General features: G+C 32.9%; 18 protein-coding genes. 11 read left to right on the top strand and 7 right to left on the bottom strand.

Going from position 1 to position 16,966, the window contains the following annotated elements; translation table 11 throughout:
• Nucleotides 1-127 precede the first annotated feature (127 nt).
• The 11 genes from murQ to NCC77_RS10350 all read left to right on the top strand — a co-directional run bounded on the left by murQ (nt 128) and on the right by NCC77_RS10350 (nt 9,716).
• Nucleotides 128-940 (top strand): N-acetylmuramic acid 6-phosphate etherase, encoded by an 813-nt coding sequence (gene murQ, locus NCC77_RS10400; protein ID WP_250835507.1) that lies wholly within the window; start codon nt 128-130, stop codon nt 938-940.
• Between the two features lie 180 nt (nt 941-1,120).
• Entirely contained in the window at nt 1,121-1,342 is a 222-nt protein-coding gene (locus NCC77_RS10395; RefSeq protein WP_095930955.1) for a DUF6095 family protein, read from the top strand.
• A gap of 27 nt (nt 1,343-1,369) precedes the next feature.
• Nucleotides 1,370-1,600 (top strand): hypothetical protein, encoded by a 231-nt coding sequence (locus tag NCC77_RS10390; RefSeq protein ID WP_250835506.1) that lies wholly within the window; start codon nt 1,370-1,372, stop codon nt 1,598-1,600.
• 53 nt (nt 1,601-1,653) lie between these two features.
• Nucleotides 1,654-1,899, top strand: coding sequence for a type II toxin-antitoxin system RelE/ParE family toxin (locus tag NCC77_RS10385; RefSeq protein ID WP_250835505.1), 246 nt, complete (start codon nt 1,654-1,656; stop codon nt 1,897-1,899).
• Complete coding sequence (locus NCC77_RS10380; RefSeq protein WP_250835504.1) at nt 1,887-2,459, top strand: pentapeptide repeat-containing protein; 573 nt, start codon at nt 1,887-1,889, stop codon at nt 2,457-2,459. Before NCC77_RS10385 ends, NCC77_RS10380 begins: the two co-directional genes overlap by 13 nt.
• A gap of 2 nt (nt 2,460-2,461) precedes the next feature.
• A complete protein-coding gene (locus NCC77_RS10375; protein ID WP_250835503.1) occupies nt 2,462-3,037 on the top strand; it encodes a DUF1572 family protein in 576 nt (191 codons plus the stop codon).
• An 85-nt stretch (nt 3,038-3,122) separates the two neighbouring features.
• The gene (locus NCC77_RS10370; protein WP_250835502.1) at nt 3,123-3,494 is read left to right on the top strand and encodes a DNA topoisomerase IV; all 372 of its coding nucleotides are present in this window, start codon (nt 3,123-3,125) and stop codon (nt 3,492-3,494) included.
• A gap of 180 nt (nt 3,495-3,674) precedes the next feature.
• A complete protein-coding gene (locus NCC77_RS10365; protein ID WP_250835501.1) occupies nt 3,675-5,594 on the top strand; it encodes a DUF294 nucleotidyltransferase-like domain-containing protein in 1,920 nt (639 codons plus the stop codon).
• A 2-nt stretch (nt 5,595-5,596) separates the two neighbouring features.
• On the top strand, nt 5,597-6,229 hold the full coding sequence (locus NCC77_RS10360; protein WP_250835500.1) for a 3'-5' exonuclease: 633 nt from the start codon (nt 5,597-5,599) through the stop codon (nt 6,227-6,229).
• Between the two features lie 158 nt (nt 6,230-6,387).
• Complete coding sequence (locus NCC77_RS10355; protein WP_250835499.1) at nt 6,388-7,863, top strand: PhoX family protein; 1,476 nt, start codon at nt 6,388-6,390, stop codon at nt 7,861-7,863.
• Between the two features lie 68 nt (nt 7,864-7,931).
• Entirely contained in the window at nt 7,932-9,716 is a 1,785-nt protein-coding gene (locus tag NCC77_RS10350) for a cytochrome-c peroxidase (RefSeq protein ID WP_250835498.1), read from the top strand.
• A 61-nt stretch (nt 9,717-9,777) separates the two neighbouring features.
• Here the strand turns inward: NCC77_RS10350 and NCC77_RS10345 are convergent, their stop codons facing one another.
• From NCC77_RS10345 to tssD (NCC77_RS10315), 7 genes are all read right to left on the bottom strand, one after another.
• Nucleotides 9,778-11,619: a type VI secretion system baseplate subunit TssF gene (locus NCC77_RS10345; RefSeq protein ID WP_250835497.1), complete on the bottom strand. Its 1,842-nt coding sequence runs from the start codon at nt 11,617-11,619 to the stop codon at nt 9,778-9,780.
• Between the two features lie 83 nt (nt 11,620-11,702).
• Nucleotides 11,703-12,134: a hypothetical protein gene (locus NCC77_RS10340; protein WP_095930965.1), complete on the bottom strand. Its 432-nt coding sequence runs from the start codon at nt 12,132-12,134 to the stop codon at nt 11,703-11,705.
• Nucleotides 12,135-12,418: 284 nt separating this feature from the next.
• Entirely contained in the window at nt 12,419-12,760 is a 342-nt protein-coding gene (locus tag NCC77_RS10335; RefSeq protein ID WP_250835496.1) for a hypothetical protein, read from the bottom strand.
• A gap of 2 nt (nt 12,761-12,762) precedes the next feature.
• Nucleotides 12,763-14,031 carry a hypothetical protein gene (locus NCC77_RS10330; protein WP_250835495.1) on the bottom strand — a complete coding sequence of 423 codons (1,269 nt, stop codon included), beginning with the start codon at nt 14,029-14,031 and terminating at the stop codon, nt 12,763-12,765.
• A 3-nt stretch (nt 14,032-14,034) separates the two neighbouring features.
• Nucleotides 14,035-15,834 carry a type VI secretion system Vgr family protein gene (locus NCC77_RS10325; RefSeq protein WP_250835494.1) on the bottom strand — a complete coding sequence of 600 codons (1,800 nt, stop codon included), beginning with the start codon at nt 15,832-15,834 and terminating at the stop codon, nt 14,035-14,037.
• Between the two features lie 38 nt (nt 15,835-15,872).
• Nucleotides 15,873-16,268 carry a type VI secretion system tube protein TssD gene (gene tssD / locus NCC77_RS10320; RefSeq protein WP_095930969.1) on the bottom strand — a complete coding sequence of 132 codons (396 nt, stop codon included), beginning with the start codon at nt 16,266-16,268 and terminating at the stop codon, nt 15,873-15,875.
• A 151-nt stretch (nt 16,269-16,419) separates the two neighbouring features.
• On the bottom strand, nt 16,420-16,806 hold the full coding sequence (gene tssD / locus NCC77_RS10315; RefSeq protein WP_012025247.1) for a type VI secretion system tube protein TssD: 387 nt from the start codon (nt 16,804-16,806) through the stop codon (nt 16,420-16,422).
• Nucleotides 16,807-16,966: the final 160 nt, after the last annotated feature.

Raw genomic sequence — 16,966 nt, 5'->3', positions numbered from 1 at the left:
TAACAAAGCCACAATAAAACCGTCTTTAGAGAGAAAAAATAGAAGAAAAAAATTGATTTTAAATCTCTGAGACTTTGCAAGATTGAAATAAAATATATTAATTTTGACGAGTCTAAATAACGATAAAATGACATTTACGAAAACTACTGAACAAGCCTCAAAATATGAACATTTAGAGAAGATGTCTGTTCATGAATTGTTATCTAATATAAACCAGGAAGATAAAACTGTGCCTTATGCAGTCGAAAAAGCTTTGCCACAAATAGAAGCTTTGATTCCGCAGATAGTCGACAAATTAAAAATTGGCGGCAGATTGTTTTATATTGGAGCAGGAACTTCTGGCCGACTTGGTGTTGTTGATGCTTCTGAATGTCCGCCCACTTTTGGCGTTCCTTTTGATTTAGTAAATGGCATTATTGCAGGTGGCGACACAGCAATTAGACGCGCAGTAGAAAACGCAGAAGATAATCCTACACAAGCTTGGATTGATCTTCAAAACCATAAAATTGATTCTAATGATGTTGTAATCGGAATTGCCGCTTCGGGAACAACTCCGTATGTTATCGGCGGATTAGAAACTTGTAACCAAAACAATATTATTACAGGTTGTATTACTTGTAATGCAGGAAGTCCGTTGGCACTGACGGCGCAATTTCCTATTGAAGTTGTAGTTGGGCCAGAATTTGTAACCGGAAGCTCAAGAATGAAAGCCGGAACTGCACAGAAACTGGTTTTAAACATGATTTCGACTGCAGCTATGATTAAGTTAGGAAAAGTAAGAGGAAACAAAATGGTAGATATGCAGTTAAGTAATGTAAAACTGGTAGATCGTGGCGTAAAAATGATTATGGATGAAATTTCAGTTTCGTATGACGAAGCTTCTGAATTATTGAAAAAGTATGGCAGCGTAAGAAATGCTGTCGACAATTATAAAAAATAAAAAGACTTCTGAATGGTTGTTTAACCGCAAAGAACACTAAGATTTACGCAAGGTTCGCAAGGTTTTTATCTAAAACTTTGCGAACTTTGTCATTATAAAAATATAGCATATAAAAAACTTAGCGTACTTTGCGGTTAAATAAAAGCTAGCAACTTGCAACCTTAAAATTGAAACAAAAAGATGGCAACAAATAAAGAATTACTAAAAAAAGGAGTGAAATATCTATCAGGCGCTCTGCCTTTAATGTTTCTTGGCCCAACATTGATTTATAATGCTTTTATGAATCAGCATACCAACTGGCATTATCTTGTTTTAGGAATTGGAATTGTGGCTTGTCTGAGTTCTATGCTTTTGATCTTTTTGGGATTGAAAATTATTATGAAAGGTATATTTAATGACTAATTCGTATCTTTACTAAAACTCTTTGTCATGGATATACAAGCAGAAATAAATTGGATTCATAAAGAAATTGATAAAGTACAGGATCCATCTTTTGTAGAAAAACTAAAACATCTTTTACAATCAATAAATAATACCGCTATTGATTCAGATGCAGCTTATAATTTAGATATAGAAAATGCTTTAGGTAGCATTAAAAAAGGTAATTTCTATACTGAAGATCAAGCGAAAGAAATTGCAAAAAAATGGGGAAGAAAATAATCTGGTCAAAAGATGCTTAGATCAATTAGAAGACATTCATTTTTACATTTTCTTTGAAAGTAAATCACTTAAAAATCGCTGATAAAGTTGTTAATACAATTTTCGACAGCACTGAAATTTTAAAAACAAAACCTGAAATTTATAAACTCGATAATCAAAAGGCCAACAATGATGGTAGTTTTAGAGTTTATTCTATTTACGATTATGGAGTCTCTTATCAAGTAACGGAAGAAGTAATATATATCCTTCGAGTACGCCACAATGCTCAAAAACCAAAAAAACATTCATGGAAGCTCTAATTCACATTCAGAAAACATTTGAGAAAGTTGTTTATATTGATAAGAAAATAAACAATCGCGAGTTTGAAGATTGTGTTTTTAAAAACTGCGACTTTTCCAATAGCAATTTCAATTCTAATACCTTTCTTGACTGCGAGTTTATTGATTGTAATTTATCAATGACAAGTTTGGCAGGAACAAGTTTAAAGAACGTCACTTTTAAAAATTGTAAACTTCTAGGGATTGCATTTAACGAATGTGATGATTTTCTATTTCAAGTTTATTTTGATGAATGCGTTCTCGATTATGCATTGTTTTCAAACAAAAAAATGCCAAAAACTAAGTTCATTAATTCTTCTGTTCGTGAAGTAACTTTTATTGGAACCAATTTAACGAGTTCCGTTTTTGATAATTGCGATCTTGATGGCGCTATTTTTAATGAAACACAATTAGCATCGGTCAATTTTAAAACGGCTTACAATTACAAAATCGATCCCGAATTTAATCCGATGAAAAAAGCACAATTTTCTACAGAAGGAATTGTCGGATTATTAGATAAATATGATATCAAAATCGTTTAGTTATGAGTGCCGATCAATCTTATCTAGAAAGTGCCAGAAAGCAGTTTTTGTATTATAAAATGCTTGGCGAAAAAGCCATTGACCAACTTGAACCTCAACAGCTTTTTATTTCCGTAAATGAAGACACCAACAGCATCGCGACAATAATAAAACATATTTCAGGCAATATGCTGTCTCGCTGGACTGATTTTCTTACAACCGATGGTGAAAAAGAATGGCGCAATAGAGATTCTGAATTTGAAAATGACTTACAATCTAAAGATGAAGTTCTTGAGCTTTGGAATAAAGGATGGAATTGTCTCGAAAATGCTCTTGAAAACTTAAAACCAGAACAACTTTCGGACATTATTTATATCAGAAATGAAGGCCATACGGTTATAGAAGCTATAAATCGTCAATTGGCACATTATCCGTATCATGTCGGACAGATTGTTTTTTATGCCAAACAGCTGAAAAACAGTGAATGGAATAGTTTATCGATTCCGAAAAACAAATCGGGAAATTATAATGCTGAAAAGTTTGCCAAAGAAAAAGAAATCAAGAACTTTACCGATGATGAGTTAAAAAGATTGAAATGACCCGTTTGTCAGTCTGAGCGAAGTCGAAGACCTTTTTGTGACATAAAAATGAAATCTCTAGCTCTAAAAAAACAACTTAATTAAAATGAAAAAAATAGCATTCTTATTCCCTTTTCTAGCTTTAGTTTCATGCTATAATGCAGAACATAATTGCAAGGATTTTAAAACAGGGAAATTCAAATTTGAAACAGATGTCAACGGCGTAAAAAAAACAACATATTTTGAGCGTAAAGACGATATTGAAATTGAAACTTACGAAGGAAAAACCGACACTGCTACAATACGCTGGGTAAGTGACTGTGAGTACGTGCTGCAAAAGAAACATCCTAAAAATATGGCTGAAGAAAAGGCAATCAGCATGAAGATTTTAAACACTTCTAAAGATTCTTATACTTTCGAATTTGGCTTGGTTGGTTCTGAAGAAAAACAGCGAGGAACAGTTTATAAAGTTGACTAAATCATAAAGGCTCCATTTGGGAGCTTTTTTTTTGCAACAGACACAAAGTCTCAAAGTTTTTTTATTCTCATTTTTTAAACTTTGCAACTCTGAATCTTTGTCCCTTTGTACCTAAAAAAACAAACGTGTTTCTTTTACATTTCTATTTTAAATAGTACATTAGAACTCTAATCTAACCAAATGAAAAATACCATTTCGCAGCGAGTTGCCGATTTTTTAAAGAATTATCCGCCGTTTAATTTTCTTCATCAGAGAGATTTAGAAAAGCTATCTGAACAGATTTCTATTATTTATAAAGAAAAAGATGCTGTCATTTTTGCTGAAAACGACAAAACTCACGATTCTTTTTATGTGGTTCATAAAGGTGCTGTTGCACTAAAAAAAAGCACTAAAAATACCGTTTTAGATATGTGTGATGAAGGCGATATTTTTGGATTGCGTCCGTTATTGGCACAAGAAAATTATATCATGGAAGCGGTCGCTCACGAAGAAAGTATTTTGTACGCCATTCCTATTGCAGTTTTTAAACCTTATGCACTCGAGAATAGAAACGTTGGTAATTTCTTGATTGAAAGTTATGCTTCGAATACTCGAAATCCTTATTCCGATATTCACAAAGATAAATTGTATGGTGATGATCAGTTAAATGAAAACCTGCATTCGAGCAATCATTCTTTTGACTTGGCGCCCATAAAATATTCAAAAAAAATTGTAACCTGCAGTCCGTCAACTACGGTAAAAGAGATTGCAAAAATTATGAATAAAAAGAAAGTCGGTGCAATTTTAATCGTAGACGAAATGCTTCCGATTGGTATTTTGACAGATAAAGATCTTCGAAATAAAATCGTTACAGGAGATTTTCCTATTACAACCACTGCCGAAACGATAATGACCAAACCTGTTATTACGTATCCTAAAAAAATGACAGTAACTGAGGCGCAAATGGCAATGATGAAAAGTAACATCAGCCATTTGTGTTTAACGAAAGATGGAACGGTAAATAGCAAAGCAGTCGGGATTTTATCGAAACATGATGTAATGGTTGCACTCGGAAACAATCCTGCGGTTTTAATTAAAGCCTTAAAGCGAACTAAAAAAATTAAGGAAATAAAACCTATTCGCAATCGTATTATGCAATTACTTCAAGGTTATTTGGATCAAAATATTCCGATGACTTTGATTACGAAAATCATCACCGAACTTAACGAAGCCTGCACCACTCGTGTTATTGAGATTTGCTTAGAAAAAATGAGCAGTCCGCCACCCGTAAAATTTGCTTGGCTAGCGCTTGGAAGTCAAGGTCGCGGCGAGCAAATGTTACATACAGATCAAGATAATGCGATTGTTTATGAAAATGTGAATGAAGTTTTTAGAGAAGAAACTAAAATCTATTTTCTAAAATTTGCCGGACTTGTCAATAAAGGGCTTTTTGAAATTGGATACGATTATTGTCCTGCCGAAATGATGGCCTCGAACCCAAAATGGTGTATGAGTGTGGACGAATGGAAAAGCCATGTGCATCATTGGATTACAAATCCGGGTAAAAATGAAGTTCTATTGTCCTTTATTTTCTTTGATTATAGTTTAACTTACGGAGATACCGAAGTAGCAGATCAATTGTCTGATTATATTTTTGAAGATTTAAAAGCAAATCCTATTTTTTATATGCATTTGGTAAGTGGTGCTCTTCAAAGCCCTTCTCCTACTGGTTTCTTTAGACAATTTTTGGTAGAGCAAGATGGTGCAAACAAAGATAATTTTGACATCAAACGAAGAGCTTTAATGCCGTTGACAGATGCTGCGCGTGTCTTAATTTTATCCCATTCGATAAAATCGATTAGCAATACAGCAGAGCGCTTTGAGAAATTAGCAGAACTGGAACCTAACAATAGAGAATTGTATTTATCGTGCTCTTATTCGTTCAAAGCTTTATTGAAATTTAGAACCAAACAAGGTCTTTTGCATCATGATTCTGGTCAGTTTATCGAATTGGAATCTTTGACCAAAATGGAAAAAATTAAGCTGAAACGTACTTTTAAAACCATTAAGGAACTTCAGGAACTTATTTCGGTGCGTTTTAATATCTCAAATCTAGTATAATAATGAGTTTATTTAATTTTTGGAAAAAAGAAGAGAATAATCTATTCGATGAAAATATTACAATCGAAGAAACTCGTTTTGTGGTTTTGGATACCGAAACAACTGGTTTTGATTACGAAAATGACCGTATTTTATGCATTGGCGCACTAGTTCTTCAGAATGGGGTTATTAATGTTCAGGAAAGTTTTGAAGTGTATTTAGAACAAGATCATTACGATAAATCGACCGCTCAGATTCATGGTATTTTAAAAGATTTACTGATTAAACGTCCTACTGAATTGGAGGCATTACAGCAATTTCTAGATTTTCTAGGAGACTCCATTATCATTGCACATCATACTATTTTTGATGTTACAATGATTAATAAAGCTTTAGAAAGAAACGGACTTCCTCATTTAACGAATAAAACCTTAGACACGGCATATTTGTATAAAAAGACTTTAATTCAATCTCATTTATTTGAACGAAAGGATCATTACACCTTAGATGATCTTGCAGACAAATTTGATATTTCTAAGAAAGATCGCCACACAGCACTGGGCGATGCCTACATCACTGCCATTGCTTTTCTTAAGATTGTAAAGAAATTGAGAGAGAAAAAAGCAATTAATTTAAATCAGCTTTTCAAACCTTAAGATTTTTTTATGAATCTTAACTTTACATTTAAACACTATAATTTACCATTTAATAATACTAGACTTATAAAAATTAGCAAAAAAGAAAAATAGCCATAACCTGTATTTTGTTTTTGAAAGATAGCTTTGTCGTAATCAAAAAAAACACAAAAACAATTATGAAAGCTAACTTTTTAAAATCAATTACCTTGCTTGGAATTGCAGGCCTTTCTGTAATAAGCTGCCAAAATGATGACAAAGATTCGAATAGTGTAAATGCTAGTATCGATTTTACTTCACATTCAAAAGTGCCACCTTTTGTTTATCCAATGACAGGTTTTGAAAATCTAAAAATCAGTACTTTAATTGCTAGTACAGATGTTCTTGCAGAATCTCCTTCTTTTGTGTATGGTGCACAGCCTGATGGAGCTGGATTAATGAAAGATCCAAATGGTGATGGATATATCATGATTACTAACCACGAAATTCTGCAATCTGTATCAAGAGTTTATTTAGACAAAACTTTCAAACCAGTAAAAGGTGATTATATTGTTGATGGTGTTGGTGGCTTAACTCGTTTGTGTTCTGCTACATTGGCAACGCCAGAAATTCACGGATTTGGACCAATCTTCTTAACTGCTGGAGAAAGCGGACAAGAAAGTATGGTTCACGGAATCAATCCGTTGGGACAGTCTTCAGATAAAGCAAGAAAAGACAGAGTTTTACCAGCTTTAGGAAAAGCGAGTATGGAAAATGCTGTTCCGCTTCCTAAAGAAGCTTATCCAGGAAAAACCGTAATTCTAATTGGTGAAGATCAATCTTACGCAACTTCACACGTAAGTGCAGGGCAATTAATTATGTATGTAAGTACTGTTGGTGATTTGTCTAACGGAAAATTATATGCTTTAAAAAGAACTGATGGAAATCAAGTTGAAACGGATATCAAATTAAATAGCAGCTATCCCGTTGAATTTGTTGAAATTCCAAATGCAAAAAACCTTACAGGTGCTGTTATCAATACAACTGTTAACGACTTAAAAGCGATTCGTTTTTCTAGAGTTGAAGACGTAGATTACAGAAAAGGAAGCGCAAGCAATAATAGAGAAGTTTATTTTACTGCTACAGGTCAAGCAACTAACAACGCTCCTGTTGACGGTTACACAATGTGGGGAAGAGTTTACAAAGTGAAACTAGACGCTACAAATCCGTTAAAAGGAACTTTAGAATTAGCTGTTGAAGGTGACAGTACTCCGGGAACTGGAATTATTAACCCAGATAACTTATGTGTAACAGAGAACTACGTTTACATTCAAGAAGATGGTGACAGCTACTACGCCGATGCTAAACACGATTCATATATCTGGCAATATAGCATTGCTACAAAGCAAAATAAACCTTGGTTAAACATGAATCACAAAAGAACCGATGCAGCCTGGAATACTTTATACAATCAAACTGGCGAAATGAGATTAGGAAGCTGGGAGTTTGGTGCTATGGAAGATATTTCAGATATCATTGGTGTTCCAGATACTTTTACCGTAAACATTCACCCGCACACATGGCAAAGTGATGCATTCAAAAATGCAGACGGTTCAGGAACTCAAACCAACAAAGAGGGAGGACAAACTGTAATTATCAGAAACGTACAGAGATAATAATTTCAGTCAAAATCTATTAACAACCCTTATTTTTCGATAAGGGTTGTTGCTATTAAAACACTATTATGAAATTAAAATATTTTTCATTTCTATTTTTAGCACTTTGTTTGTTCTTTTCGTGTCAAAAAAATGAAACTTCTAAAACAACAATCAAACAGAATCTTCTTGTTGACTTAAACAAATTAAGCAATGAAATCATACAATTTCAAAAGCTTATTGATAGCAATGCTTCTCCAAAAGAAATTGTAGAACAGTTTAAAAAATCACGTTTATTCTATAAAAAAGCGGAATGGGCAATTGAATATTTTATTCCCGAGACGGCTCGTTTTATGAATGGCCCAGCCTTGGATGAAATGGAATTGGAAGAAAACAGATCTTTTGAGCCACATGGTTTTCAAGTAATCGAAGAAATGATTTATCCTGAATATAAAATCGAGGATAAAGAAAATGTAATAAGAGAATTGAATATTTTTCAATCTAACATAAAGCAGTTGAAAACTACATTTGAAGTAATCACTATTTCTGATGATTATGTTTTGGATGCACTTGAGCAAAATATATTTCGTGTTATTGCTTTAGGAATTACAGGTTTTGACAGTCCAATTTTACAATCTTCAATTCCTGAAGCGGGAGAAAGTTTATTATCAATTTCTAAACCTCTTGAAATCATTAATTCCGATAATAAAACATTAGTAGATTTAAAGAAATTAATCGCTGCAGCACAGCAATATTGTAAAGAAAACAATAATTTCAATGCTTTTGACCGAGCCTTTTTTATTACAGAATATTTGAATCCGATTTCGAAAAAAATTAAAACTTTTCAGAAAGAACTAAATATTAAAAACGTAAAAAAAACAAGTCCATTAAAACCCGAAATTGAAACTTTGTTTGATAAAGATGCTTTTGATGTAAATGCGTTTGTACTTTCTAAAGATTACAATTATACCACAGATAAAGCCAAACTGGGAGAAAAACTGTTTTATGACACCAGTCTTTCTAAAAATAACGACAGAAGCTGCGCAAGTTGCCATCATCCAGAAAAAGCATTTACAGATGGCTTAAAAACAAACGTTTCCTTAACAGGATCTAATCTTGCACGAAACACACCTACTCTTACGTACGCTTCTTTGCAAAATGCTCAATTTTGGGATATGCGTCAGTTAGACTTAGAAAAACAAAGTGTTGATGTTATTCAGAATAAAGATGAAATGCATGGTTCAATGGATGACATTCATGCTAAAATTCTATTGAATGCAGCATATATCAGCCTTTTCAAGAAAGCATATCCAAAAACTTCAAAACCTGAAGCTTGGCAGATTCAAAATGCTATTGCGAGTTATGTGCGTTCTCTAAATGCTTTCGATTCAAGATTTGACGAATACATGAGAGGGAACAAAAATGCTCTGAACAATCAGGAAATAGAAGGAATGAATCTCTTTATGGGAAAAGCAAAATGTGCAACCTGTCACTTTACGCCTTTGTTTAACGGAACCGTTCCTCCGAGTTATTCTAAAAGCGAACATGAAGTTATCGGAACTCCTCAAGATGCTTCTGGTAAGAAATTGAGCGTAGATCAAGGGCGATATTTATACAATAAAATGCCTCAATTGGTTGGCGCTTTCAAAACTCCAACAGTTCGAAATGCAGCTGTAACAGCTCCTTACATGCACAATGGTGTTTTTAAAACTTTAGAAGAAGTCGTTGATTTTTACAACAAAGGAGGCGGTCAGGGTTTAGGCTACGAAGTCGAAAACCAAACGCTACCTTTTGATGAACTAAAACTGACTAAAATGGAAGAAAAAGCACTCGTAGCTTTTATGAAAACACTTACGGATAAGAAATACCAGTAAAAACCAAAATAGATTTCAGTAAATCAAAAACGCCAGAACTTTAAGTTTCTGGCGTTTTGTTTTATTCGTTTTCTATAAAAAGACGGTACGGAAATACATTTGAGGATCTATTTTTTAAGTTCTTCATAAAACTCTCACACAAATAATCCCATTCCGTTGCCGATAGATACTCTTTCTCAATCGGATTTACTTTTAAATGAATATCGACCGTTCGGCTAAAACCTGCTTTTACCGAAATCTCTTTTCGAGTTCCTTTCTCTATTTTAATATCTAAAATACAGCTTTTAAAATGATTAAATCCAAACGCCTTTATATCTGCAAATGTTACAATTCGACCGCGCGTTAGCAAAGCGTTACGGTATGCTAAGATCCTATCTTTATTATTTTGTTTGTTCATTCCGCCAACCGTATTGGTAATCAGTACGGCTTCTTTACTTACAAACTGCATATCTTCTTTGGTTTCTAAAACCGTTCCTGCTTTTATATCATTCCCTTCTTCTGCACAAGTAGACCAATAATGTATTGAAAATGATTTCCCTAAAGATTCATCAAACTTTGGTTTAATCATTAAATAAGGATCATTATTTTTAGAAAAGCTACTTTCTTTAGCCTGCTGCTCTACAGAAGCCAAAAGCTGATTAATTTCGACCAAAGAACTGTTCATAAAATCTTTTCCTAAACCTGCAAAAGAAGAACTTTCGTCTTTTAAAAGATCTAATACATTTTGAAGCAGTTCTGATGCACTTCTAGAATCAAATCTAGAAACTCCACCCGTTCTTAATACTGCATTTCCTTCTTCAATAACACCATCTTTAAATTCTTTTATTTCGTAATGATTATTGAATCCATCGACAACAGTATCAACATCCAAATAGATATTATTGTCTGTTTCCAAAGCGATGTACGACAAGAAATTACCAAGTGTTTTATTTATAATGTGCTTCTTTTTGTTAATTACTGGAAAGCAATTTGCGGTAAAAGAAACATTATCTAATATTTGAGGAATTAAAGATTCTGGAAAAACCATTTTTACCCAAATAATAGGATTATCATTTCTATTTGTTATCGCTTCAAAACATTTGTACTCTTCACCATATTCACTAATAGGCTTATGTTTTAACGCTCCTTTTAGTGTGTAAAAGTTATCAAAATAGAACTCATTTACCTCCTGCATTATCTCGCTCAAATGCGTGTAATTGCGGTTTATAATGCTTTCTATATCAATATTGTTTATAGGAACATTATATCCCTCTTCTACCGTGATTTGTACATCATCCTGAAAACACTTCATTTGCTTCAGGTAGTAATGAAACATCTCTTTCTGATGCGTGTTTTTAATATCGATGTACAACATTAAATCTTCCAAATCCAACACTTTTGGATTTTTTAATTCAATTCCCATAAACACAATACCAGAAGGAAGAGAATGTTTATAATCACGAATAGCATCTTTATAAAAAAGATTCGAAATTTCGAATAAGTTTCTCTCGTAAGCAATATACTTTACCTCAGCAGACGCTAATTTTACTTCTAATGTCGGTGAAAGTGCAATTTCTTTGGTTATTGGAGCTAAAGGATTATAAATATTATGAATTCTTCTACTTGCCGACATTTGATTCTGCAATGAAACTTTCATATTATTATCTATTGGCAAAGCATGCAAAATAGCTCTTGCTGGCTTTACTCCCGCCGTAACTTCTGGAAACATAATTTCCAAAACCCTTTCTACAACTCTTGTTTTAGAGTCTTCAAGTTCATGGGCTACTTTCTCCAGTTCGTAAGACAATGCATTAAGCATCATTGACACCACAGGATCGAAAGATGTTTCCATCTCAACATCTGAAAAGCCCCATGACCTAGCTGCTCTTTTTAGCACTCTGTCTTTTATTCGATCTTGTCTCATGGTATTATTTTAATTCTACTTTTCTAATAAGCACAAAATTTAAGCAGGATCTGCAAAGAGAGACATTTTAAAATATAAAAAATCTATTTAATTGAAAATGTATATTTATAACGTTTCGATTTTAAACTGTCAACCCTTTCTCTACTATAATATGAAAAAACCTCTATATTGAGACTATCAATACATTCTTTACTTTTCAATTTTTTATTGATTATTTTATTTATTGAATTTATATATCTGTCTAATATTTTTTTTGATTGTGTTATTGAATCTTCTGATATACGAATAGTCATTTCTTGGTTTGCCTTGCATTTTTCAAGGTCAATTTTTGAAATCTCATAAAATATCACTTCAATTTTATCATTTTCTATATCTTTTTTTAATTCTTTCAACTCTTCAGCGACTTCTATAGTCTGCATTCGTTGTGAGCCAGCAGAAATAATTAAACCATATATAAAATAAATTATGACACTTACTGCTATTACAGAAATTATAATTACAAATATTTTTTTCATTATTTTATTTCAATTAAGGGAGGACAATTCGTAAGAATATACTCATCGTTAACCCGATAGCGCGGATTTGCAATCCGTGCCCGCAACAGTTTGACAGAATAAAGATCACTAAAACAAATTATAAACAATTCTTTGTGGGCACGGATTACAAATCCGCGCTACCGTTTCGGAGATAAATCTGCGCGATCGGGTTATCCCCCGCTGGTGCCAGCGTCTCGCTCATGAGTGCAATTAAGTTATTCTTAACAAATATCACGAGCGAGATGCTCATATTATGAAGAGTCTTAGTTTTTTACAACATCAATTCTTCCTGTTTCAGAATCGATCTTTGCTAAATATGCTAAGTGAGGATTTTCAACCCCTCTCTTATCTAAAATAGTGGCATAGCCAATATAATATGATTTTCCTTGAATATAGATTACTTTATTATAATGCTTAAAAAAATCTTCATTAATTTTTAATTTCATTAATTTTTCAAAATTTTCGTCATAAAGCTTATTGGCCATATCAACTTTTATTGAAAAATTTGTTTCAATATCTTTAAAATTTGAATCATTAGGATAATACCTTTTATCATTACACCCAAAAAGTGAAAATATTCCCATTAGAATTATTATTTTTTTCATATCTATCCTTTAAAATCTGTCGATTCTTTTTTTATTACTGAAACTTTCGCCAATTGTCCTAAATGCTCTTTTGAAGTACTAGTAAAAGCTCGTAAATCTTCTAGCAATCCTGAGGGTTTTTGTGTAGTATCTGGTATATTATTTCCTCTAATAATATTAAACGGAAAGGCTTCCTGAATAGCTGTTTTAACCGTCGTCGTGCACTGTTCACCTTTCCAAGGATATGCACTATAAATTTTAAGGTGTTTATATCTCTCCTCCCACCATTTTAACATTTTATTTGCTTCATGTTCTTTTACATAAAATTCTATTTTATGAACTTCCCCATAAATATAAGTACCATAATGTATTATATTTCCATTAACATCTTGAACATCTTTCCACGATAACTGAATATGTTTAAGAGCCATATCTAAAGTGACTTGTTCCGGTTTTATTTTTTTTCTATTTGCAATATGAGTACCCCACCAAGGTTGCCCTGGAGAATTTTTATAACTAGGACGGTCTAAAAACACATTGTCATTTTTATCTCCATCATTATTAAAATCAACATCATATTCATTTTCTGAATATGTCCCAGGGGTATTATTTGGTCCATAATCAAAGTATCTCTCCCCAATAGCCATGGCAGAATGTCCTGCCATACCTAATGCACTCACCGGGTCATTAAAAATTGTATAATACGAATGTGGTAATTCAATGATAACGGTTATTAAAACTTCTTTCTCAAAAATAATTAAATAATCGTCCATATTATAAGGTAACTCAATAACTTCTCCTTTATAAGAACAACTTACATACAATTCTACTTCAGCATCTCCTTCTTCATCAATTAATTTTTGTGTTCCACTCCCTGTTGTCCATTCAATTATTCCTTTGTTGCCTTTTATTGTTAATTTATTATATGGATTTGAAGTACCTTTTATAATTAAATTAAGTTTATCATCAAGATTTAACATTCCATCCCAATCATAGACTGTAAAATTAACTTCTTCACCGTCCTTTATATCTTTTGTTTCCAAATGGAATCTAATTGTATCACCAATATAAGCTTTTTTTATCGGCTTATCTTTGTCATCAGTCCACCAGCCTTTTATAAAATGCGTCCCAGCCGGTATTTCTTCCCAATTCCCTACATAATGCTGTTCCTCAGCATTGTAAACTACTTTCGTTCCCGCAGAATGTGTTATTTCATTAAAGTTCTCTAAATAAGTTTCACTATGAGAAGTAAAACCACCAGACGCAACACGAGTAATAATTCCTCCAGCCATAGTTTAATAAAAGTTAGATTTATCCCCTGAATTACTTTTCATTTGTGATTTGGTATTGAATTTTGTTTCTTTTTCGGTAGTAGAACTTTTAGAACTCCCAATTTCCATCAAATCTTTAGCTTTTGATTTTTTTTCACCTTTAGCCTCTTCAAAAATATTTGCCGCAGATAGAGTATAATCAGCACCCGCATTTTGAGAAATCAAAGCACCTGCACTTTGAAAAATATCTACTCCAGCACTTTCTGTAATATTCATTCCAGCACTTACACTAATATTTTGCGAAGCATTAAAATTGATATTTTGTGCGTTAAGATCAATCGTATTGTTTGCTGTAATACTAATATTACCGCCAACAGTATCCATTACTATCTCGTTACCATTTTTATCGGCAATTATGATGCTTTCGTCTTCGGTAAATTTTATTATGTGTCCGCTTCTGGTATGAATTGCTTTTATATTATTCTGGGCATCAGCATAACCGCTTGAATCTTGTCCGTTATATTGCGCACCAATTACGTAAGGATTTTGGACATTATTGCCTTCAAAACCAATTAAAACTTCTTCTCCGATTTCGGGAACAAAATAAAATCCTTTTCCTGGTCCAGAATAAGGCTGTACCATTCTTATCCAATCTGTAACTGCTGTACCGCTTGCACCATAAAATTCTACTTGTACACGTCCTAATCCTTCAGGATCATTATTATCTTTTACCTGTGCAGGCTGTGTTTCTGCTTTACCGTATACAAAAACATCTGTATAATGTGGAGCCGATACATCGGCAGGAATTGCTTTAAATTCGCAAGAATAATTTCCGTGAACCTGAGAATGGTGTACAACTTCTATAGCAATTAGCTCATGCACTACAGTTTGGTTTACTATTGTAAAAACCTGCCCAAGACCAATTGGAAAATAAGAAATCCCGCTATAATATACACTGTTGGCATCACTACCCGCAGTTTGCAGTTTAATCATTTCCTCTAGTTCTTCTTTATTTGTAGCATTTGCAGTATAAGCACCATTATTTAAATCAGAATTTGCAACCGTTCCCTGATTATAACCTACAATAGCGGCAAAACTATCTTTACTTCCAGAGGAAGTCTTAGCGGCAGCATCACGAAAGGTTGCTACATTTTCATAATTATAACCATTCAGCGAAATTTTATGTGAGCTCATATTAGCTTGTATCTTAAAACTATGTAATGAAGCCCCGTTAATTAACTTGGTCTGACTACTTTTTGTTTGTCCGAACTGCATACGCATTCCGTCAAAATAAAACCATTGCCCATAACGCTTAGCAACTCTTTTTAAGAACTCAAAGCTAGTTTCGTTATATTGCAAAAGGTTTCTAAATTCTCTAAGATAGGTTGATTTAATAGAATCTCTTTGATAAAATTCTCCAGGTCCTTCAGCAAAAATTCCCAGTACGATATCATCCATACTGCGATCTTTAAATGTTCTTGACTTTTTCATATCGTCAATTACAATACTGTGGCTTACGCCAGAAACGTGTAATCCAGCTGGGCTTCCATCAAGATCAATAGAAGAAAGTTCCGTAATGATTCCTTTACTCATTAATCTTATTCCAGTAAGACTTTTAAAGGTAAAAATCACCTCATCACCAAGATAGGTTCTAAGTGCTTTTGCCTGATCGGCCGGATTAATTACTGCTCTACCCGTGTATTGCCAAACAAACGAAAAATGATGATGATCGGCCATTTTTTGAGATAGCTTTAAATCATAATAAACAACGTTTTGGGTAAAACCTCCTATAGTTATATGTACTTGTTCTGAAAAATGTGCCATAATAATGTGTCCTTGTTTTTTAATGAGCTTTTAAACAATTAATCTAACGCAATCCAATTATTTGAAAATTTAGCGTCTCCAAAAGTCAATTCTTTTGCCACTAATTCCATAGTAATTCTCATTGGGATTTCGGTAGTGCTTGTAAATTGCTCATCGTAACCAATACAAAATGCTTTAGTAAACGAAAGCTCTTTCATTTTACTTAATGCATCTCTTCTATAAAAAACAATTTTACCGTCTTTGGTTAAATCTCCATTTAACATCCAAGACAAAAAATGACTATTTTGACTTGCTTCGATAATCATTTTTATAACTCCGCCTTTAGCGTTTCCTGTAGGCTTACTTGTTGTGTCAATTTCTTGTTTGAAACCAATATTAAATTCAAGAACATTATATTCTTCGCCGTCTATATGTAATTTAGATAAAAAACTCATTTGTAGATTTGTTTAGATGATTAATTTAGGAAGTGCGAAAATCCAGCAAATCAAGAATTGAAAACCGGATATTCTAAAAAAGAAAACAAAAAAGGAAGTCCACTTATCGGACTTCCTTTTAGTTTAATTAAGATTGATAAAGTCCAAAGGATTATACCCAAGCATTATCAAATTCTCCTCCACCCATCGAAATTTTACGAGCAGAAATCATAAAAGTTTCAGTTAATGGATTTTCACTGTTATGATCAAAGTTTTCTTTGTACTTAACCATGTAAGCTTCTGTAAACTTTAGCTCTTTTAAAGTAGCATTTGAATCACGTTTGATGAATTTTACTGACCCGTCTTTTCTTTCGAAATTGTTAGTCATCCATTCAAACAATTCAGTACTTCCAGTTGATTCAACCTCGATCATGATTCTTCCTCCACGTGTTACTGTAGATGGGCGCCCAGAAGCATCTGTTTCTTGAGCTAAATCATAACTAACGTTTAATACTTTGTAATCTTTTCCTGCTACTGTTAATGATGTTAAAAACGACATAATGAAAAATTTTTAATTATTAATTTATTTATTTATGCTGTAAATATATAAATAAAATCTTATTATAATAATTTATTTAATAAAACTTTTTTTACAATATATAATTATCAAACTATCAGATATTTAAAAACTAAAAAACATACCATTTTAGCTTATTGAA

Origin of the sequence: Flavobacterium tyrosinilyticum, from assembly GCF_023656565.1 — a bacterium.
Lineage (GTDB): Bacteria > Bacteroidota > Bacteroidia > Flavobacteriales > Flavobacteriaceae > Flavobacterium > Flavobacterium tyrosinilyticum.
This window is presented reverse-complemented; position numbering and strand designations above follow the sequence as displayed.